Source organism: Flavobacterium cupreum (genome assembly GCF_003996965.1).
GTDB lineage: Bacteria > Bacteroidota > Bacteroidia > Flavobacteriales > Flavobacteriaceae > Flavobacterium > Flavobacterium cupreum.
In genome coordinates this window covers 175,637-196,614 of the sequence record NZ_QWDM01000002.1, presented here as the reverse complement: position 1 = coordinate 196,614, position 20,978 = coordinate 175,637, and the positions used below count along the sequence as shown (strand labels likewise).

General features: G+C 37.3%; 16 protein-coding genes. 10 read left to right on the top strand and 6 right to left on the bottom strand.

Features of this window, described 5'->3' with window-relative positions; translation table 11 throughout:
• Positions 1-310 precede the first annotated feature (310 nt).
• The 3 genes from D0817_RS03460 (at position 311) to D0817_RS03450 (ending at position 2,353) form a co-directional block, all read left to right on the top strand.
• The gene (locus D0817_RS03460; RefSeq protein ID WP_127337010.1) at positions 311-718 is read left to right on the top strand and encodes a T9SS type A sorting domain-containing protein; all 408 of its coding nucleotides are present in this window, start codon (positions 311-313) and stop codon (positions 716-718) included.
• A 471-nt stretch (positions 719-1,189) separates the two neighbouring features.
• Positions 1,190-1,594, top strand: a complete 405-nt coding sequence (locus tag D0817_RS03455; protein WP_127337009.1) for a T9SS type A sorting domain-containing protein — start codon at positions 1,190-1,192, stop codon at positions 1,592-1,594.
• Between the two features lie 375 nt (positions 1,595-1,969).
• A complete protein-coding gene (locus D0817_RS03450) occupies positions 1,970-2,353 on the top strand; it encodes a T9SS type A sorting domain-containing protein (protein ID WP_127337008.1) in 384 nt (127 codons plus the stop codon).
• A gap of 199 nt (positions 2,354-2,552) precedes the next feature.
• Here the strand turns inward: D0817_RS03450 and D0817_RS03445 are convergent, their stop codons facing one another.
• From D0817_RS03445 to D0817_RS03435, 3 genes are all read right to left on the bottom strand, one after another.
• The gene (locus D0817_RS03445) at positions 2,553-3,755 is read right to left on the bottom strand and encodes an alpha/beta hydrolase family protein (RefSeq protein WP_127337007.1); all 1,203 of its coding nucleotides are present in this window, start codon (positions 3,753-3,755) and stop codon (positions 2,553-2,555) included.
• Between the two features lie 82 nt (positions 3,756-3,837).
• Entirely contained in the window at positions 3,838-4,107 is a 270-nt protein-coding gene (locus D0817_RS03440; RefSeq protein WP_127337006.1) for a hypothetical protein, read from the bottom strand.
• A gap of 1,129 nt (positions 4,108-5,236) precedes the next feature.
• The gene (locus tag D0817_RS03435; RefSeq protein WP_127337005.1) at positions 5,237-8,677 is read right to left on the bottom strand and encodes a methylmalonyl-CoA mutase family protein; all 3,441 of its coding nucleotides are present in this window, start codon (positions 8,675-8,677) and stop codon (positions 5,237-5,239) included.
• A gap of 310 nt (positions 8,678-8,987) precedes the next feature.
• Between D0817_RS03435 and D0817_RS03430 the strand changes: the two genes are divergently transcribed.
• The 7 genes from D0817_RS03430 to D0817_RS03400 all read left to right on the top strand — a co-directional run bounded on the left by D0817_RS03430 (position 8,988) and on the right by D0817_RS03400 (position 16,749).
• Positions 8,988-10,598, top strand: a complete 1,611-nt coding sequence (locus D0817_RS03430; protein WP_127337004.1) for a L,D-transpeptidase family protein — start codon at positions 8,988-8,990, stop codon at positions 10,596-10,598.
• A 124-nt stretch (positions 10,599-10,722) separates the two neighbouring features.
• Positions 10,723-11,142 (top strand): cytochrome c oxidase assembly factor Coa1 family protein, encoded by a 420-nt coding sequence (locus tag D0817_RS03425; RefSeq protein WP_127337003.1) that lies wholly within the window; start codon positions 10,723-10,725, stop codon positions 11,140-11,142.
• Positions 11,143-11,167: 25 nt separating this feature from the next.
• Positions 11,168-11,728, top strand: coding sequence for a hypothetical protein (locus D0817_RS03420; RefSeq protein ID WP_127337002.1), 561 nt, complete (start codon positions 11,168-11,170; stop codon positions 11,726-11,728).
• Positions 11,729-11,882: 154 nt separating this feature from the next.
• Positions 11,883-12,602, top strand: a complete 720-nt coding sequence (locus D0817_RS03415) for a DUF4197 domain-containing protein (protein ID WP_127337001.1) — start codon at positions 11,883-11,885, stop codon at positions 12,600-12,602.
• Positions 12,603-12,725: 123 nt separating this feature from the next.
• Positions 12,726-13,580, top strand: a complete 855-nt coding sequence (gene purU / locus D0817_RS03410; RefSeq protein ID WP_127337000.1) for a formyltetrahydrofolate deformylase — start codon at positions 12,726-12,728, stop codon at positions 13,578-13,580.
• Between the two features lie 1,172 nt (positions 13,581-14,752).
• Positions 14,753-15,763, top strand: a complete 1,011-nt coding sequence (locus tag D0817_RS03405; RefSeq protein ID WP_127336999.1) for an aldo/keto reductase — start codon at positions 14,753-14,755, stop codon at positions 15,761-15,763.
• A gap of 65 nt (positions 15,764-15,828) precedes the next feature.
• Positions 15,829-16,749, top strand: coding sequence for a helix-turn-helix domain-containing protein (locus tag D0817_RS03400; RefSeq protein WP_127336998.1), 921 nt, complete (start codon positions 15,829-15,831; stop codon positions 16,747-16,749).
• A 121-nt stretch (positions 16,750-16,870) separates the two neighbouring features.
• On the opposite strand, the gene D0817_RS03395 is transcribed toward D0817_RS03400, so the two are convergent.
• From D0817_RS03395 to D0817_RS03385, 3 genes are all read right to left on the bottom strand, one after another.
• Complete coding sequence (locus D0817_RS03395; protein WP_127336997.1) at positions 16,871-17,671, bottom strand: ABC transporter substrate-binding protein; 801 nt, start codon at positions 17,669-17,671, stop codon at positions 16,871-16,873.
• A 153-nt stretch (positions 17,672-17,824) separates the two neighbouring features.
• Positions 17,825-18,643 (bottom strand): orotidine-5'-phosphate decarboxylase, encoded by an 819-nt coding sequence (gene pyrF / locus D0817_RS03390; RefSeq protein WP_127336996.1) that lies wholly within the window; start codon positions 18,641-18,643, stop codon positions 17,825-17,827.
• 113 nt (positions 18,644-18,756) lie between these two features.
• Positions 18,757-20,940, bottom strand: coding sequence for a DUF5723 family protein (locus D0817_RS03385; protein ID WP_127336995.1), 2,184 nt, complete (start codon positions 20,938-20,940; stop codon positions 18,757-18,759).
• Positions 20,941-20,978 lie beyond the last annotated feature (38 nt).

Here is a 20,978-nt window from a genome sequence, read left to right as displayed (position 1 = left end):
CGATTTTTTTGTGTCTCATTTTTTTTCGCGCTTATTTTTTTATTAATCTTATTTAATTGGGTGTTTTTATACATATATCTCATTTTTGTAAGAAATACGGAAAATTTAAGAACTGCTGATTTTTTAAAAAACATTGAAAAATAACAACTGAATTAACAAAAACGCCTCAAATAATTCAAATTTTAACCTATAACGGTTTCGTAAATGAGAATATAGCACATAAATTGGCAAATAGAGTTGTGATAAAAAATGTATTACTGAACTAATTTAGCATCAACAAATAAGAACAACAATTTAAAAAAATAAAGCCATGAAAAAGATTTTAAAACTTAGTATAGTATGTGCAGTGCTTTTTACAGGAATGAGTACTTACGCAATTGACGGGAATGATGATTTCAACCTTCATGTATTAAAAGGAAATGGTAAACTAATAACATTCGCTCTTAATCAGGTTAAAAAAGCAAACCTTTCTATATATGATACAACCGGAACTTTACTTTATTCTGAAAGTGCTTCAGGAAAAGATGGTATCCTTAGAACTTTCAGCTTAGAAGAATTTCCTGCAGGAACGTACTTCTTAGAAGTGGAAGACAGTGCAAAAAAAGTAAGACATGAAATTATTGTGACTGATGAAACATCTGTTTTATCTACAAAAGCAGTTTCATCTACATATAAAGCAGATTCAACTGCTAAAAATACAAGCGTAGCAACACGCTAGAAAAGTTTATACTCGCATACAGTATAAAAATGAGGTTAGATAGTTAGTAAAGTTTAAAAACATTCAATTGTTTTTTAAAACAGCTCTTTGTGGTTATTGAGCTGTTTTTTTTATGCCTTTTTTTAACCGCAAGGGCGCTAAAGTTTACGCGAAGTTCGCAAAGTTTACGAATGATAAGCTTTGCGAACTTTGCGTTTTTTATTTCATCGCGCTCCTTGCGGTTAAATTTTTCACATATGATATTTTTTGTAAGAACATAAGATTAATTTACATTCTCTTAATTCAAACGAAACATTGAAAAATAATAACCTAATTAACTAAAACGATAAATATAATTCAAATTTTAACCTACAACGGTTTCGTAAATGAGAATATAGCATCGAAATAAGCCAATAGAGTTGTGTACGATTCTGTAAGATATAAGTAATTTAGCATCAGAGAATTAGAACTATTAATTTAAAAACGAAAATCATGAAAACAAGTTTAAAATTAAGTTTAGTATGTGCAGTGCTTTTTGCAGGAACAAGCTCTTATGCAATTGACGGAAATGAAGATTTTAATCTTCATGTATTGAAAGCGAATGGAAAACTAATTACGTTTGCACTTAACCAGGTTAAAAAAGCAAGCTTAGCGATCTATGACAACGAAGGAAATCTAATTTATTCTGAGAATGCATCAGGTAAAGATGGAATTTTAAGAACTTTTAGCTTAGAAGAATTTCCGGAAGGAACATACTTCTTAGAAGTAGAAGATAATGTAAAAAAAGTGAGACACGAAATTACCATCACTGACGAAACAACTGTTTTATCAAAAAAGGCATTTTCATCTGTTTACAAAGCTGGTTTTGATAAAAACAGTAACGTAGCAGCACGTTAATTTTTTTATACCCGCATAGTATAAAAAATGAGGCTAAAAAAAGTTTAGTACAGTAAAAACTGATGGTTTAAGAACAGCTCTTTGTGGTTATCGAGCTGTTTTTTTATGCCCTATTTTTACTAAACCAGCATCATTTTTTTTTTCAATTGAAAAATTATTCTTAATAATTTTAAAAGACTGTTTTTTAAGGCATTAAAAAAAATCACTTTTAAAACATCCAGAAGCCCAGTAATTGCGTACATAGCTCAGACAAAGCTCCGAAAGAGTTTTAATTCAGCAACTTATGTCCTTAAAAAAGATCGTTTTTTGCATTAAATTCAAATTTCTATTTGTAGTTTTGCCACACCACGATTAAAACTAAAATTTTTAAAAAACATGACAAAATTTACTAAACTGGGCTTAGTTGTAGCCGTATTTTTAACAACTGTTTTCACTTACGCAATTGATGGAAAAGGGGATTATATCTTGTATATAAAAACCGGAAACGGAAAAGTAATTAGCTTTACTTTAAACTCTGTTGAAAAATCAAGCTTTTCAATCTTCGATGCAAACAATAATTTATTGTACACAGGAGCATCTGCGGATGAATTAGAAATTTCAAAAACATTAAGTTTAGAGGCGTATCCAGCCGGAACTTACACTTTGGAAGTAAATGAGAATGGCAAAATTGTAAAACATGCGATTACAGTTTCAGCTAAGAAATCAAAAACAGTTAAACTTGACGAATCTGTAAACGAAAGTCCAGCATTCCGTCGTTAATTTTTGGTTTTAATTAAAATGCGAAAGACAGCTTTTCCAGAGCTGTCTTTTTTTATGCAATAAAAAAGCTGTGGCAAAAAATTAATTTATTTTTATTTGCCACACAAATTGTTGCAAAAATTAATTCTGTTTTATTTTGCCACATAAATCGTGGCAAATTTAATTTCTTTTTTATTTTGCCACGGCCTGACTTTTTTCTTTAATTGGTTTCCGTAATCATTTTGTACAATTCCTGACAATACGCAAACTTGTCATTTTGCTGATTTCGTTTATATTCCTGTCCGGTTTCATAAACCGAAACCTGAAACCAATTTAATATCCGGACAGCCATATTTTGGGTTAATGGATTGTTATCGTCTGCCTTCATCACATTGAGATCGTTAATTTCAGATTTCCAAAACTTAAAATTAGTCACAGGTTTAGCCGATTTTAATTCCTGGTCGAAGCGATGCCAGAGTTTATCTAAAATTTCGTTTTCCAAAACCTTTATCTTCTCCGTTTTTGCTGTTTCCTCTTTGTACGGTTTGGACTTTTTGATTTCGGAAATTTTAGCTCTTATAAAATTATCATCTGTTGTATTCAAAAAAGTAATTCCTCTTTCATAGGCATTCACCGAAAGGATCATTTCATTATTCGCCTTTAGGCTATCGGCTATTCTCATATTGGAATCATAAATTCTTTTCAGAACGGTGTCGTTTTTGGGTCTTATATTTTTCCTGTAGGCCTGAAGTTCCAGCCAGTCAAAGGCGCGGAGCATTTGAGACGGTTTAGGCCAGGCATGTTCGTAATGCGCAATAAAAAGCGTGTTTACAATCTTTGCGTTGTCCAGCCACGTTTTGTTTTCTGTCATTTCCAGATAATTCATATCCCGGTCTCCCACCATGCCGACATAGGAAAAATTATTAGAAGGCGGTATAAACTTATCCATATCATTAAAAGAAGCGCCACAAGCAATTACGCCCTGAAAAACGCCCGTGGAGATCCCGAAATAACTGGCCAATCGCGCACCACCCGAAAAACCGGCTATATACAGTTGTGAAGTATCAATCGTATAGTTTTCCAATACAGCATCAAACAATCGATTGGCGATACCAATATTGTTTTGGGTGGATCCATTTTTTAATGTATTTGAGCATACCAAAATATATTGGTACGTTTCTGCAGCCGGAATAAAGGGCGCAATGCCTTCTCTGCCTCTTGCAGCCGGTTCGAAAATAAAAACCACTGCCAATGGTGTTTTTCCATCGTATTTTTTAGGGAAATAAATGGCGTAAGATTCTGTTGGGGCAGCTGCCACTTTTACCGAATCGATAATAACTCCTGTTGGTAGCAATGGCTTATCCTGAGTATACCCAAATACCGTAACCAAAAGAAATAGAAGAGAATAGACCGCGTTTTTCATAACACTAAAATAAAAAAAATACATATTCCTTCTACACTTCCCTCCCACTTGAAGAAATGCAAGATACTCTCCTACTATTTTTCTATAAGTTAAATTTAAATTCTTTTACAGGTGGTAACTTATCCTTATTCCATTCTAACTGAATGTATTTTGATGCATGTTCTTTCATATCAGGAAAATTATCAAGTAAAATCGCCGAACCCCCATTTTTTACTGCTTCTTTTACCAATTTAAATGTAAGCTCAGCTCCTTGAGCATCCAGTCCTGCTAAATCAAATATTATATCTTTTGTTTTTGAAAAAGCTACATATAAACTTAATAGCTTTCGTTGGGTTCCTCCCAGATTATTCATCTTAGTTTCCCTTGTAACATATTTATCTTCAAACAGTTTTACAAGAAAAGGATTGGTTAGATCTGCGTCTTTTTTAACGTATCTGTTAACTTTTGAAGGAAAAAAAAATCTCTGAAATTCGACTCTCTAAAATAATCAACAAACATCATTCTTTTATTTGTAGTAACATTTTCATGTTTTATATTGCCACAAAAAATATCCTTTAGAAACATCTCAGTATCATAGTAGTAGCCTCCTCCAAATAAATACAAAACAACCACTTAGCTTTCTAGCAAAACAAAAGCCGGCACATAAAAAGAATCTGTTTTTATTCCTTTATTTTCTATTACAATATTCATTATAACTTCAAGATTTGATTTTAAATATACAATAAAAAATACTACGAAAGATTTACATTAAAACAGAAAAGCACCAATCGTGGCTGATGCTTTTTTTATGAATAAACGTATTCATGTGCGAAGTCCCCGACTTCGTACCCGTCACTATATTCCGTTCCAATTATTTTTTTATTCTCTTTGTGTATTATTGGAGTGGGTACGAAGTCGGTAGACTTCGCAGAGCCGAGCTCACGAGCGGGACGCTCGCGCTAGCGAGGGAATGATTTTCTTTTTTTGCTATTTCAAAGCGGTGTAAACATAGCCCGTGGTTTCAACCATGGGAACGTAATATTGTCTTTCTCATATTGTATATCCGTGGTTGAAACCACGGGCTATATTTGATAATAGATTTTTGTAGTTTTGCTGGCGCTGATGAATTTCAATTGCGAATTTCTTTGTCATGGACGGATTAAAATCCGTCCCTACAATATGTTTTGTTCCTTCGGAACTCTTTTTAAACTTCATTAAAAATAGTCACAATATTGTCATTTCGACGAAGGAGAAATCTCCGCGTGTTGATCACGTCCTGTTGCGGAGTTTCTTACGAAGATTTCTCCTTCGTCGAAATGACAAACTGTGTGGGATTTTATTGTTTACAATCACTGCTCGACTAAGTGGTGCCCGGAATTGCCGGGCGAAATCTCCCAACTTCGTAACCTAAACTATATTCCATTCAATTATTTCTTTTCATAAAAACAAAAAAACCTCCCATTATCTGAGAGGTTTTTCCATAAATATAAAACACTAAAATTCTACATATTCCTTCTATACTGCCCGCCCACTTCAAACAAAGCCGAAGTAATCTGACCCAGTGAACAAACCTTTGTAGCTTCCATTAAATGGGCGAATAGATTTTCGTTTTTAATGGCGGCTTCCTGCAGTTTGTTTAAGTGTTCGTTTACTTTTGCTTCGTGAAACTGGTGCAGGTTATCGAGCATGGTAATCTGATATTGTTTTTCTTCTTCGGTGGCGCGAATTACTTCTGCCGGAATTACCGTTGGAGAACCTTTGGAACTCAGGAAGGTATTGACACCCACAATCGGGAAATCTCCGTTGTGTTTCAGGGTTTCGTAATACAAACTTTCTTCCTGGATTTTAGAACGCTGGTACATGGTTTCCATGGCCCCAAGAACTCCGCCACGTTCTGTGATTCGGTCGAATTCCTGAAGAACGGCTGCTTCTACCAAATCGGTTAATTCTTCGATGATAAACGATCCCTGAATCGGGTTTTCGTTTTTCGCCAGTCCTAATTCTTTATTGATAATCAACTGAATCGCCATCGCTCTGCGCACTGATTCTTCGGTTGGTGTGGTAATCGCTTCGTCGTAGGCATTGGTATGCAGGGAATTACAGTTGTCGTAAATCGCATACAAAGCCTGCAAAGTCGTTCTGATGTCATTAAAATCAATTTCCTGCGCGTGCAATGAACGTCCGGAAGTCTGAATATGGTATTTCAGCATTTGTGCTCTTTCGTTGGCATCGTATTTGTTTTTCATGGCTTTCGCCCAGATTTTACGTGCCACACGACCAATTACCGAATATTCAGGATCTACTCCGTTCGAGAAGAAGAATGATAAGTTTGGTCCGAAATCGTTGATGCTCATGCCACGGCTCAGATAATATTCCACGTAAGTGAAACCATTCGAAAGCGTGAACGCCAATTGCGTAATCGGGTTGGCTCCTGCTTCGGCAATATGGTACCCTGAAATCGAAACCGAATAAAAGTTACGAACGTTTTGGGTAATAAAATATTCCTGAACGTCACCCATCAATCGCAAAGCGAATTCGGTCGAGAAAATACAGGTATTTTGCGCCTGATCTTCTTTCAGGATATCAGCCTGGACCGTTCCACGAACTTGTGACAGGGTTCTGACTTTGATTTCGTTATATACTTCCGAAGGCAAAACCTCATCTCCGGTAACACCCAGAAGCATTAATCCTAAACCATTATTCCCTTCCGGTAAATCGCCCTGATATCTTGGGCGCTCCAGACCTTTGGCTTTGTAGATCTGGTTGATTTTAGCATCAACTTCTTTTTCTAATTCGTTCTCCTTAATATAGTACTCACATTGCTGATCGATGGCGGCATTCATAAAGAAACCTAACAGCATCGGTGCCGGCCCGTTGATGGTCATACTTACCGAAGTCATGGCATGTACCAGATCGAAACCGGAATACAGTTTCTTGGCATCGTCAAGACAACAGATGGAAACTCCGGCATTCCCGATTTTCCCGTAAATATCAGGACGGATATCGGGATCATTTCCATATAAAGTCACACTGTCAAAAGCGGTTGAAAGTCTTTTTGCCGGCAATCCCGCACTTACGTAGTGAAAACGTTTGTTGGTTCTTTCCGGTCCGCCTTCTCCAGCAAACATTCGGGACGGATCTTCGCCTTCACGCTTAAAGGGATACAATCCTGAGGCAAAAGGAAATTCACCCGGTACATTTTCCTGTAAATTCCAACGCAGGATATCGCCCCACGCCTCGTATTTAGGTAAAGCAATTTTTGGAATCTGTAAATGTGATAAACTTTCGGTATGGGTCGCGATTTTGATTTCCTTATCACGAACCTTAAACGAGTATACCGGATTTTTATATTTGTTTACTTTCTCCTCCCAATTCAGGATAATTTCCCAATTGTACGGATCTAAATCCATTTTTACTTTGTCGAACTGATTCAGTAAAAGGTTTAGGAAGATTCTGTTTTCGTCATGCCCTTCGGCTGCTCTCAGGATGACAGTGGTGTCGTCGATTCCGGCTTTGGTAATTTGCGGTACTTTTCCGGAAACGGATTCAATCGTTTTAAAAATTCCGTAGAGTTTCTGTGCGACTTTTTGTTGCGAAAGGGCCGTTTCATCATATCCTCTGTTGCTTTCGGCAATTTCAGATAAATAACGGGTACGGTGTGGTGGAATCACGAAGATTTTCTCGCTCATTTCACGCGTAATTTCAAAAGTCGAATGCAGGTTAGATTCTGTCTTTTCGACAATCTTATCCATAATCGCTTTGTACAGCGTGTTCATTCCCGGATCGTTAAACTGCGATGCAATGGTTCCGAAAACCGGCATATCGTCCGGATTTTTATCCCAAAGGTTGTGATTGCGCTGGTATTGTTTTTTGACATCACGAATGGCGTCTAAAGCACCTCTTTTATCGAATTTATTCAAGGCTACGAGATCAGCAAAATCAAGCATGTCGATTTTCTCCAATTGGGTGGCGGCACCAAACTCCGGTGTCATTACATATAAGGACACATCAGAATGGTCCATAATTTCGGTATCCGATTGTCCGATTCCGGATGTTTCCAGAATAATCAGATCGTATTTGGCGGCTTTCAAAACCTGAATCGCCTCAGCTACATATTTGGACAAAGCCAGATTGGACTGACGTGTGGCCAGTGAACGCATATAAACTCTTGGGTTATTGATCGCGTTCATTCGGATTCGGTCTCCTAAAAGAGCCCCTCCTGTTTTTCTTTTCGACGGATCGACAGAAATTAAACCGATTGTTTTTTCTGGGAAATCAATTAGAAAACGACGTACCAGTTCATCAACCAAAGAGGACTTTCCGGCGCCACCTGTTCCGGTGATTCCTAAAACCGGAATTTTAGAATCGGCGTTGTTCGTGTGAATCTGATCGAAAATCGGTTTGGCAATTTCAGGAAAATTCTCAGCTGCCGAAATCAAACGGGCGATTGCCGTTGGAATTTTATTTTCGATATGATCGATTTCTCCGTTTAATTTGTCTCCAATCGGATAATCGGAACGCTCTACCAGATCGTTAATCATTCCCTGCAATCCTAATGAACGGCCATCATCCGGAGAATAAATTCTGGTAATGCCATATTCATGCAATTCTGAAATTTCGCTTGGCAGGATTACACCGCCTCCGCCACCAAAAATCTTAATATGTCCGGCTCCTTTTTCCTGAAGCAGGTCGTACATATATTTAAAGTATTCATTATGTCCACCTTGGTACGATGTCATGGCAATAGCATTGGCATCTTCCTGAATGGCGGTATTGACCACTTCTTCAACACTACGGTCGTGACCCAGGTGTATTACCTCTACACCGGTTGACTGAATAATACGTCTCATGATATTGATCGCAGCGTCATGTCCGTCAAACAGTGAGGCAGCAGTGACAATTCTTACTTTATTTTTAGGATTATATGGTTTTTGTTGTTCCATTTTATGAATATGATAATTTTAAGGGAGCAATTTACAAAATATTATAATATTTGATCCGCCTTATATCTTTTTGTTAACAAAAAAAAGAAACTTTTTTTTAATGCCCGGGGTAACAATTTAAACACTTATCTGATTTATCTTATATAAGTCTTATAAAAATGTTAACGACATGGCAATTTCGAAACATTTAAAGAAAATACAACAACTTGTTTTCCAGCCATGTAAGTAATTTAGCAGTGTAGAAATGCCCCCAAATTTTTACTCGATACTTCACCTACGTCAACTTAAGTAGAACGTAAAATTTAATACAATGAAAACTTTATATCCACTCGCCATAATTCTATTTGTAGGATTCATAACTTCATCTTTTGAGTCGAACAAAAATGACTTTACAGAAAGTAAAAAATCATATGATTTTTATTTTGATTTCGTAAATGATTCTGATCTAGTGATAGATAATGACGTGCTGAATGATTTTTTTAAACGCTATGCCGATTTAAAAAAATACCAAAGCAAAGTTTCTGCCTTATACCAAAACAGAGCTTATGAATCAATTTGGTATGAAGACAACAAAATAACTGAATTTGGTAAATTACTGCACCAAAAACTTAAAGTAACACATGAGGAAGGACTGGAAATCGAAATTCCTTATGAAAATGAAATCGACAAAATCTTTAACAGCAAAAGTAAAGAAAGACCATCAAAATTAGATTCAGACCTTTTATTAAGCAGCGCCTACATTATCTATATGAGCCAGGTATACGAAGGACTGGATGCCGAAACCGTTAAAAAAACAGGCTGGATGCTTCCTAAAAAACAATTGTCGTATGAAACTTTATTAGATTCTCTTATTGTAAACCCTGCTTTATTAGAGAAAAATGACGAATTGCTTTTTGATCAGTATTACAAATTGCAAGGCGCACTTGAAAAATACAGACAAATTGAAAAAGACGGTACCTGGACGCCTATCGAAACGGCAACTCCTTATAAAGACTTACGTCCTGATGCTGTTTCGAAAACAATTGCTCAGGTAAGAAACCGATTGTTTGTAATGGGCGATCTGCAAAACGATTCCAAAAGCGATGTCTACGATCGTGAAATGATGGATGCCGTGATGAAATACAAATTGAGAAATGGTTTTAAACCTAACTATATCTTAGCCGAAGAGCATATTAAGGATATGAATACACCAATAGCCGATAAAATCACAACACTGGCTGTTAATATGGAACGTTGCCGCTGGATTTCTCCAAAACTGGTGAAAGACAAAGAATATATTATGGTGAATGTGCCTTCTTTTGAATTAGTATATGTGAAAAATGGAAAAACAGAACTGGCATCACGCGTTTTTGTGGGGTCTTCCTTAACCAAAACATCGATCTTTAGCGGAAATATTGATAAAGTCGTTTTCAGCCCTTACTGGACTGTTCCGCAAAGTATTGTGGATAACGAACTGAAATCAAAAATTGCATCCAATCCAAATTATCTGGCAGAACATAATATGGAAATGAAAAATGGTATGGTGCGACAAAAACCGGGTCCTGAAAACTCCCTTGGGTTAGTGAAATTTATTTTCCCGAATCCCGAAGATATTTATATGCACGATACACCGGCAAAAACACTGTTTGATTTTGAAAAAAGAACCTTCAGCCACGGCTGTATTAATGTAAAAGAAGCGAAAAATTTAGCCATTGCCATGCTGAAAGATTATCCGGAATGGACCGCTGACAGAATCAATAAAGCAATGGACGGTAAAGAAGAAACTACTTTTAAATTACCAAACAAAGTACCAATCTATATTTGTTATTTTACTTCATGGGTAAATGAATCAGGCGAAATTAGCTTTTTTCAGGATGTCTATGAGAAAGATAACGATCTGAACAAAATCATGTTTCAGGAATCTATGGCATTTAACAATTAAAATAAGATTCTAAAAACAGATATTTAAGTTTTTTACCGGGTAATTTTAGGTTTGATTTAGGATTTGAAAGAAAAAAGAATATCTTTCAGGTAGTAAATTCAAATTTAAAATTACCCTTTTTTATATGGAAGAAAATTATACCGAAGTAAAGAAAAACTGGTGGGACAGAAACTGGAAATGGTTTGTACCCACGGGATGTTTAAGCCTTATCGTTCTTTTCGGTTTGTTTATTGCCGGGATTTTTTTCGGAGTCACTTCATTAATGAAAGATTCTGATGTGTATAAAGATGCTATCTATCAGGTAAAACAAAACAAAGAAGTGGTACAGCAATTGGGAAGTCCTGTTGAAACAGACGGAATGCCTTCGGGAAGCATTAATGTTAGCAATAATACAGGCGAATGTGATTTGGAAATTCCGATAAAAGGTTCAAAAGGAACGGGGATTTTATTCGTTACAGCCCATAAAAGAGTAAAATGGACGTATGACGAATTAACCGTTTATGTTAATGCAACCGAGAAAGAAATTAATTTACTGGAGAAATAGAAACAGTCTCTGAAAATAACATCCTATGAAATCATTATTTTTTTTATGTGCTGCCCTACTCAGCACTATTTTCGGATCAGCACAATCTGATGCAAGATACCATACCCATACCGAACGAATTGCACAATTTTCAAAACCCAATAAACTTTTATCCAGTACCATCGATGCGGAAGGAAATGGTTCGCTGGAATATACGAATCCTAAAAATCAGGTGCTTCGTTTTCGATTATTGAATCATAGACTTCAAATACAACATGGCGGCATTGCTTTCCAGTTGTTTTCGTACCAGAATAATGAACTGCAAAAAATAGAAAATTTTGATCTGCAGGGGAAATTAGCCGGGGAAAGGGTCTCGCAAAATGAAGCCGTAACAGAATTTATAATAGAGAAAAAAGACGAATACCTGAAGAAAAAGAAATTGATTGATGCTGCTGAAGGAAATATCGACCTCGCAGACGATAGTCAGGAAAAAATCATCAGAGTAAAATTATTCGACAGCAAAAGAAAACCCATATCCGAAAAAGAACCATCTTATATCTCCAGCAAAACGTATTGGAATTACTCTGTCAGGATGTACTGGCCTTAACAAAATTAAATTCGTTGTACTGACATTTTAAATTAAAAACAGGAATATAAGCCGTAATGTTAATTCTAAAACAAATTGTTTCTGCTGCTGAAATAAAATTGTGGCGTTGTTTTTGAATAAATAGTATTTTTGAAACTTAATAAATCCCCAATAAATGAAAAAGATTATCATTCTGGCACTTGCATTTTCCCTTACTTCCTGTGCCCAGGTACAACAGACATTAAACCAGTTACCGCAATTATCTTCACAGTTTCCAGGAGTTGGAGGTGTTGACATTGCTTCCGGTCTAAAAGAAGCTTTAAATAAAGGAATTACACAACAGGTAAGTAAGCTAACGGCCGTTGACGGTTTTTACAGAAATGAAGCCGTGAAAATCTTAATGCCGGAAGAACTTCAGAAAGTAGATGCTACCTTACGAAAAATAGGATTAAGCTCTCTTGCCGATGAAGGAATCAAAGTCTTGAACCGCGCTGCAGAAGATGCCGTAAAAGAAGCAACACCGATATTTGTTTCGGCAGTAAAAAATATGTCTTTTACCGATGCTAAAAATATTTTATTAGGAAATGACAGCGCTGCCACCAGCTATCTGCAAAACAGTACGACAACGGCTTTGTACGGGAAATTTAATCCGGTAATCAAAAGCTCGTTCGAAAAAGTTGGTGCCGATGTGGTTTGGACTAAAATCATCAATAAATACAATACCATCCCTTTGGTTAAGAAAGTAAACCCGGATCTGACCGACTACACCACCAACAAGGCTTTGCTAGGTGTCTTTAAAATGATTGCCGTGGAAGAAAAAGAAATCCGTAACAACATCAGCGCGAGAACAACACCTTTGTTAAAAAGTGTTTTTGCCATGCAGGACGGAAAATAATTTTTACTGTTTAACCGTTAAATCGGTTATTTGTTAAATAGGGATGACCGGCATAACAATTTAACAAGCAACCAGTAAGCGATTAACCAGATAAACGATTAACCGATTAACCATATAACCGAAATGCAAAAAATAACGATTCTGATTCACTGCAAAGACCAAAAGGGAATTATAGCTGCAGTTACTACTTTTATCGCCAAAGTCGAAGGAAATATTATTTATATCGACCAGCATGTTGATGTGGAGCAAAATGTTTTTTTCATGCGTCTCGAATGTGAACTGACCCACTACAACAGCAGCATTGAAGCCATAAAAGAAGAGTTCAGGCAAACCATTGCCACGGATTTTAATATGTCCTGGGACTTGTACAATCAGGAACAAAAGCCGAAAATGGCTTTGTTTGTATCCAAGTACGATCATTGTTTGTTTGACATTTTGGGGCGTTACAGTGCTGATGAGCTAAATGTGGAAATTCCGGTGATCATCAGCAATCATAACGATTTGCGATCCATTGCAGAGCGTTTTGATATTCCGTTTCACTGTGTGCCTTTTACAAAAGACAATAAGGAAGAAGGGGAAGCCAAACAAATTGAATTACTCAACCGGTATCAGATTAATTTTATCGTTCTGGCGCGTTATATGCAGATTATTACTCCAAAACTGATTTCGCTTTACGAGAATAAAATCATAAATATCCATCATTCGTTTTTACCTGCTTTTCCGGGGGCAAAACCGTATCACTCGGCTTTTAAACGCGGTGTGAAGATTATTGGGGCAACGAGTCATTACGTGACCGAAGAATTAGATGAAGGCCCGATTATCGAACAGGATATTGCGAGAGTTTCGCATATTCACTCCGTAGAAGATTTTATTATGAAAGGTCGCGACCTCGAACGAATTGTGCTCGCGCGTGCGATCAAACTGCATGCGGAACGCAAAACGATGGTTTACAGCAATAAAACGGTAGTTTTCTCTTAGAGATTTAACAGACCACTTTAACAAAAACAAACCCGACAGGTTTTAAAAACCTGTCGGGTTTTATCTTTTTGAACGGTTTTCCTCATTCAATTGTTAATTTTTATAATGACCTATATTTTTGACATTTAGCATTTTAGCATACATAATGAGAAAACTTTTAGATATTCATAAATAAAACTATTTGTTGTTATATTATAATAATTAAATTTTATAAAGAACTTGATAATCTTTATAAATAAATATTCAAAAATCTTAACTTATGTCCAACAAAGTAATAACAAAACCTTAACAGCATAAGATTCATATATGTCTGATCTTTGTAATGTAATAAACTGGTTATTTATTATTTTGGTTTTGGTTAGTTAAATGATGCCGGCGTCTTCGAGATGCCGGCATTCTTTTTTTGGGTGAGTTTTTGTTTTTTTGTTTCAGGTTTAAAGTTTCAGGTTGATTTACTTTGCGATTTTTAACCGCAAGGTTCGCAAGGTTTTCGCAAAGTTCGCAAGGTTTACGTTATATAGCTTTGCGAACTTTGCGTCTTTAATAAAACGTCCGATATAGAAAAACCTTTGCGTGCCTTGCGGTTAAACAACTACACGAGATTTAACCGCGAAGAACGCAATGCTTTTTCGCAAAGTTCGCAAGGTTATCACATAGCTTTGCGAACTTTGCGTTTTATAAAACGTCCCATTTATAAAAAACCTTTGCGTGCCTTGCGGTAAAATCATTTTTGTTTTTTTTTGTTTCAGGTTTAAAGTTTCAGGTTGATTTACTTTGCGATATTTAAACGCAACGCACGCAAGGTTTTCGCAAAGTTCGCAAGGTTATCACATAGCTTTGCGAACTTTGCGTTTTAATAAAACGTCCGATATAGAAAAACCTTTGCGTGCCTTGCGGTTAAACAACTACACGAGATTTAACCGCGAAGAACGCAATGCTTTTTCGCAAAGTTCCCAAGGTTATCACATAGCTTTGCGAACTTTGCGTTTTATAAAACGTCCAATATATAAAAAAACCTTTGCGTGCCTTGCGGTTAAATTGCTTTGCGGTTAAATTGCTTTGCGTTAAAATTCATTTCGGATACAACTAAACGAGATTTAGATACTTCCTTAAACTATTGTTGTCAGATCTTTGCTGTATCAATTTTTGAGCTAAAATTTAAAACCGCAATTATGAGTACAATACAAAAATTTAAATTAGGAAATCAGGGACTTATTGTTCCGAATATTGGTTTGGGCTGCATGGGAATGACACAGATTGCCGGAATGGATATTTACGGAAAAGCCGATGAAACCGAAGCAATAGCCACAATCCACCGTTCGCTTGAATTAGGAGGTAATTTTTTGGATACAGCCGATTTATACGGCCCTTTATTTAACGAAAGACTGATTGCCAAAGCTATAAAAGGCAATCGAAACGCTTACACTATCGCTACAAAATTTGGTTATGAGATTGATGATAACGAACAGCTAACCTGGCAATTTAACGGAAAAAAGGAATATGTTAAAAAAGCCGTAGAACGTTCCCTGAAAAACTTAGGAACCGACTACATCGATTTGTACTATTTACACCGCCTTGATCCTAATACGCCAATTGAAGAAACGGTACAAGCGATGTCGGATTTGGTAAAAGAAGGCAAAATAGGCTATATCGGATTGTCTGAAGTGTCATCGGAAACAATTCGCAAGGCACATCAGGTTCATCCTTTAACAGCCGTACAAACCGAATATTCTTTATTTGAAAGAACGGTTGAAGAATCCGGTATTCTGGATACATTAAAAGAACTGGGAATTGGTTTTGTCGCTTACTCACCGCTGGGTCGAGGTTTTATTTCCGGAGACATCAAAAGTCCGGATGATTTTCCTGACAATGATTTCCGAAAAAGCATTCCGCGTTTTCAGGGAGAACAATTTCAGAAAAATATTGAATTGGTAAAGGAAATCGAAAAATTAGCAGAAGAAAAACAAATTACCGCCTCTCAGCTTGCGCTTTCCTGGATTGCCACTAAAAATATCGTAGCCATTCCGGGAACGAAACGCGTAAAATACGTGGAGCAAAACATTGCGGCCGCCCAGATGGTGCTCACGGAAGACGAAATGAAACGTTTAGAAAATATTATTCCGCTTGGTACCATAACCGGCGCCCGATATGATGAAGCCAATATGGCCGGAATTGATCAATAAAAAATCAACAGGAAAGGTTATCTTTACGATAGCTTTTCCTGTACTTTTCCTTTAACTATTTTGCTATGAAAAAAGAAGTCCACACGCCCTACACCATTCATTCGATTTCAGAAATGCATTCGTTACTAAAAATTCCAAAGCCGGAACACCCTTTAGTGAGTTTTGTCGATCTGAGCCAGATTACGTGTCACTTTGATGATAATTTAAAAAGTGTGGTCTATTCTTTCTACACCGTTTGTATCAAAAAAGGCTTTACGGGAAAAATGAAATACGGCCAAAATTTTTATGATTTTGACGAAGGGGTCATGACTTTTATGTCTCCGGGACAGGTGATTTCAACCGAAGTGAGTGTTGACAGTGCCGTCTATGGCGCCATGCTGGTCATACATCCTGATTTTATTCAGAATTATGCTTTGGCGAAAAAGATAAAAGAATACAGCTATTTTTCGTATGATGTGAGTGAAGCGCTCCATCTTTCTGAAAAAGAACAAACCATGATTACCGGGATCATGAAAAATATCGAGCAGGAATATTGTTCTTCTATCGATGCTTTTAGCCAGGATGTGATGGTTTCGCATATCGAATTACTTCTTAATTACTGCAACCGGTTTTACAACCGACAATTTATTACGCGAAAAAGCGCCAATAACACGCTCTTAAGCCAATTGGAAAATCTCTTGTCCGATTATTTTGAAAGTGATAAAGTACAAAGACTAGGTTTACCAACTGTATCCTATATCTCTGATGCACTTCATGTTTCCCCTAATTATTTAAGCGATATGTTACGGTCCTTAACAGGCCAAAGTACACAGCATCATATTCACGATAAAATTATAGCCAAAGCAAAGGAGCTGCTCACCACCACTTCCTTAAGTGTCAGTGAAACCGCTTTCCAATTGGGTTTTGAATATCCGCAGTCCTTTAATAAATTATTCAAAAGCAAAACCAATCTTTCGCCATTAGAATTCAGGAGTTCGTTTAATTAGATTCATTGAACCGCAAAGTTTTTACATAAAGCTTTGCGGACTTTGCGGTTTTTACAAGCTCCTGAAATAAAAAACTTCGCGAACTTCGCGTTTAAATCACCACAATCAAAAAAATTGGAATTTAATCCCTTAGTCTTTCGTGCAGCAATTTAAAATACAGGAAAGCCTTTAGCAACCGGCTTCCATGCCAGGAGAACATTTCGCCGTCTACGAATACTGTTTTGACGTGATGCGTAAAACGCCCGATTTCAAAAGCATCTTCTTCCTTAAAAGGATAAGGTTCTGACGACAGTAAAACCAAATCGGGATCGCCTTCCAGACGCATTTTTTTAAGCTCTATTTCAGGATAGCGCCCTTTGTCTTCGTAAATGTTCTGAAAATGATTCAGTTTTAATAACTCATTGATATACGTATCATTTCCCGCCACCATAAAAGGATTTTTCCAGATAAAATAAGCGGCTTTTTTAACTGAAATATCCGTCATATATTTTTTGAAATCGCTCAAAGCGAAAGCCAGTTTGTCGTTCCACTTTTGGGCTTCGGTCCTGCAATTGAAAACCTGGCCAAAATCTGAAATCATCTGGAAATTATCTCCCAGCGTCACGATATTGGTGACCCAAACCGGACAAATGCTACTGAGTTGCGCTACAATCTCAGCGGTATTCTCTTCTTTATTGCAAATAATAATATCCGGCTGCAACAGTTTTATTTTTTCGAAGTGGATTTTCTTCGTGCCACCCACTACTTTCTTTGTTGACTTTAAATGATACGGATGCACGCAGAACTTGGTGATTCCGATGATTTTTTCTTCCAGACCTAAATCGTATAATAATTCGGTTTGGGAAGGCACAAGAGAGATAATGCGTTTTGGTGCCGTTTCAAAGGAATGTAAGGTGCCAAGCTGATCTGAGAATTGTTTCATTTAATTTTTTTGTTTCAGGTTTTCTTTGTTTCAGGTTTCATGTTATTTAACCGCGAAGTCCGCAAGCTTTTACGCTAAGAACGCAAAGCTTTTTCTTTGTAATTATGTTCAAAGTAAAGCAACCTGAAACTTGAAACTTGAAACCTCTTAACGCTATCTCGCACGAATAATCGATGCCATTTCCTGTTGCACTTTCAACGCTTCTTCTCTTGCTTTCTCAGCAAAATCAGTTCCGTTTGAAGCGTAAATAATCGCTCTGGCAGAATTGACCAGAAGACCGATTTTATCATTCATTCCGTATTTGCATACCTCAGACAAACTTCCGCCCTGAGCGCCGATTCCGGGAACCAGTAAAAAGCTGTCCGGAACAATTTTCCGGATGTCTGCAAAATATTCTGCTTTGGTAGCCCCTACCACATACATCAGGTTTTCGCTGTTTTTCCATGTTTTGGAAGTTTCGAGAACTTGCTTGTAGAGCTCCTTTCCGTTTGTTGTTAAAGTCTGGAAATCGAAAGCGCCTTCATTAGAAGTCAAAGCCAGCATGATCGTGTGTTTATTTTCGAAAGCCAGGAAAGGTTCCACAGAATCTTTTCCCATATAAGGAGCAACGGTTACACTGTCAAAATTTAAATCTTCGAAAAAAGCTTTGGCGTACATGCTGGAAGTGTTTCCGATATCGCCGCGTTTGGCATCGGCGATTGTAAAAATATCGGGGTGCTTTTCGTTGATGTAATTAATTGTTTTCTGAAGCGAAAGCCATCCTTTTATCCCATACGCTTCGAAAAAAGCCGTGTTGGGTTTGTATCCTACCGTTAAATCGTGTGTCGCATCGATTATGGCTTTATTGAATTCGAAAATAGGATCTTCGGTTTCTAATAAGTGAGGTGGAATCTTGGTTAAATCAGGATCTAATCCAACGCATAAAAATGATTTTTTCAGAAGAATTTGTTCGTGTAGTTGTTGTGTAGTCATTCTTGTTTTTTTAATTCTTCTACTTGAAAGAAGCCGTTCTTTTTTAGAAGTATGCAAAAATAAAAAAAGCCACTCAATTAAGAATGGCTTTTTGGTATTATATTCAGTAGTGTTTACAGATTCCCTAAATAAACAATTTCGGTTCTTCTGTTTTCCGCTCTTCCTGAAGCGGTTTTGTTTGACTTCACGGGTTTTGTAGCGCCAAATCCCTGAGAAGTTAAATTTGCAGGATTTACACCTTTTTCAATCAAAAGATCCATGATTACTTTTGCTCTGGCTTCAGATAATTTCTGATTGGCTTTTGCATTCCCTACATTATCGGTGTGACCGTTTATCGCAAATTTAGCATTTGGATAATTCTTCAATATTTCTTTGATAGCGTCCAGTCTTCCTGATGTTTCTTCTTTTCTCGCAACATTAAGCGTAGCTTTACCGGTTGTGAAAAAGATCGATTTTGCCTCTACACGCAATTGCTCCAAAGCTGCTTTCGAAACTTCCGGACAACCTTTGTTCGCTATAGGGCCTGCCAATAACGGACAATCATCTTCTTTATCATTAAGACCATCTTTGTCTGTATCTAAAATCGGGCAGCCTTTGTTTTCAACCAGACCCGGAACATCAATACACGCATCGTCTTTATCCAGAACGCCGTCTTTATCAGTATCCGGCCAAGGGCATCCTTTATTTTCAACCGGACCTGCCACTGCAGGACAGGCATCAACATTGTCTAATAAAGTATCTCCGTCACTATCTTTCCACGGACAACCTTTATTTTCTGCCGGGCCTTTGGTGTCCGGGCAGGCATCGTCTTTATCAAAAACTTTATCGCCATCTGTATCCGGCCACGGGCAACCGTTATTTTCTGCCGGTCCCGCTACTTTTCTACAGGCATCCTCTTTGTCGATAACGCCGTCTTCGTCTGTATCTTTAAATTTCTTTTCATACACCGGAATCTTCATTCCTACATGAAAATCGGCTCCTTTAGATTCTTTCGAAACTACATTACTAAGGATAGAACCAGAACCAATAAAGAATACTCCCGCACGAATTCCGGAACCCACCTGCATTCCGCTATATTCCATCCAGGTTACCGGTACGTAAAAACTAAACCATCTGCTTTCGTAACGCGGTGTCAGGCTTACACGGTCTGCAATACCATAACTGTTAACTTTATTGGCCGAAACCATATTGATATCCCCGTTAAGATTCAGATAGAATTTTTTGTACATATTCCAGTCCACATCGGCGTGAAGTGCGGTTGGCAAATTGGTCTTTGCTGCTTTTGAAGTAGACGTTTTAGTGTAATTATCGTTTAAAAAGTCATATATATTATCGATATCATCTATCATTTGCTGTGTTACCACACCGGTTACATTATAGGTATCCTGTTTGGCATTTCTGTAATCGATAGATCCGATGTCTGTAACAGACAATCCGAAACGAACTTTGTATTTGTTTAAGTCCCTGAAATTATTGTCGGCCGGTGTTGCTCTGCTTAAATCGTATTGATCATAATCAGGTCTCCATTCGTACACCAGTCCGAAATCAAAACCAAATCCTCTTGAACCGGAGTCAAAATCATAATCTTCGTTGGCTTCAAAATCCTGGCTTGCTCCTATTGTAATTTCTCCGCTGGAGGCCAGAACACCAGCCTGAGGATTAACTGTATTTTCAACGTAGGTTAGCTTCACATCTTTTCCCTGCACATATCCGTTTACGCCACCTTGTAAATACTTGGCGGTTAAACCTCCTTTCAGGAAATGCTGGTCTTTCTGGTACAGTACAGCAGCATACGAAATTCCAAGTTCACCCCAGGTGTTTGAAGCCCCGTTTACGTTTCCGGCATTGTAGTTAAAATTACCGGATTGATCCAGTCCGTCTTTTACCTGATCGATAAGATATCCGTTTACATTTCTCACATTGCTTACAGATCTGGCTCTAGTAAATACCGCCAGCGTATGTTTTGGCGCAATGTTGAACATAAAAGAAGGTCCCATAATATCAAAATTGGCACGGCCGTTATTTGCATTAGAAGGAGTTCTTTTAGCATCGCGGTCCAGATCATAACCGTCTTTATACACATCAAAAATATTAACACCGTACAAATCATTCTGTACCGATCCGCTTACGGAAAAGATATTGACATCTGTTTTAAAGCGAGAGTCGGCAATGGAAGCCGGATTAAAAAGAACACTTTGCACACCTGCATAGTTGTCCTGAAAATATCCCAGATAAGATTGGGCTTCTACAGTAAATGAGGCGGTAAAAAGTAATAAAATGAGTAATTGTTTTTTCATTCAAAAAGGGGGTTTTAGTTTGATTTGCGGCAAAACTA

Coding starts and splice junctions, on each gene's coding strand:
- D0817_RS03460 (WP_127337010.1), top strand. CDS start 311: ATGAAAAAGATTTTAAAACTTAGTATAGTATGTGCAGTGCTTTTTACA.
- D0817_RS03455 (WP_127337009.1), top strand. CDS start 1,190: ATGAAAACAAGTTTAAAATTAAGTTTAGTATGTGCAGTGCTTTTTGCA.
- D0817_RS03450 (WP_127337008.1), top strand. CDS start 1,970: ATGACAAAATTTACTAAACTGGGCTTAGTTGTAGCCGTATTTTTAACA.
- D0817_RS03445 (WP_127337007.1), bottom strand. CDS start 3,755: ATGAAAAACGCGGTCTATTCTCTTCTATTTCTTTTGGTTACGGTATTT.
- D0817_RS03440 (WP_127337006.1), bottom strand. CDS start 4,107: ATGAATAATCTGGGAGGAACCCAACGAAAGCTATTAAGTTTATATGTA.
- D0817_RS03435 (WP_127337005.1), bottom strand. CDS start 8,677: ATGGAACAACAAAAACCATATAATCCTAAAAATAAAGTAAGAATTGTC.
- D0817_RS03430 (WP_127337004.1), top strand. CDS start 8,988: ATGAAAACTTTATATCCACTCGCCATAATTCTATTTGTAGGATTCATA.
- D0817_RS03425 (WP_127337003.1), top strand. CDS start 10,723: ATGGAAGAAAATTATACCGAAGTAAAGAAAAACTGGTGGGACAGAAAC.
- D0817_RS03420 (WP_127337002.1), top strand. CDS start 11,168: ATGAAATCATTATTTTTTTTATGTGCTGCCCTACTCAGCACTATTTTC.
- D0817_RS03415 (WP_127337001.1), top strand. CDS start 11,883: ATGAAAAAGATTATCATTCTGGCACTTGCATTTTCCCTTACTTCCTGT.
- purU (WP_127337000.1), top strand. CDS start 12,726: ATGCAAAAAATAACGATTCTGATTCACTGCAAAGACCAAAAGGGAATT.
- D0817_RS03405 (WP_127336999.1), top strand. CDS start 14,753: ATGAGTACAATACAAAAATTTAAATTAGGAAATCAGGGACTTATTGTT.
- D0817_RS03400 (WP_127336998.1), top strand. CDS start 15,829: ATGAAAAAAGAAGTCCACACGCCCTACACCATTCATTCGATTTCAGAA.
- D0817_RS03395 (WP_127336997.1), bottom strand. CDS start 17,671: ATGAAACAATTCTCAGATCAGCTTGGCACCTTACATTCCTTTGAAACG.
- pyrF (WP_127336996.1), bottom strand. CDS start 18,643: ATGACTACACAACAACTACACGAACAAATTCTTCTGAAAAAATCATTT.
- D0817_RS03385 (WP_127336995.1), bottom strand. CDS start 20,940: ATGAAAAAACAATTACTCATTTTATTACTTTTTACCGCCTCATTTACT.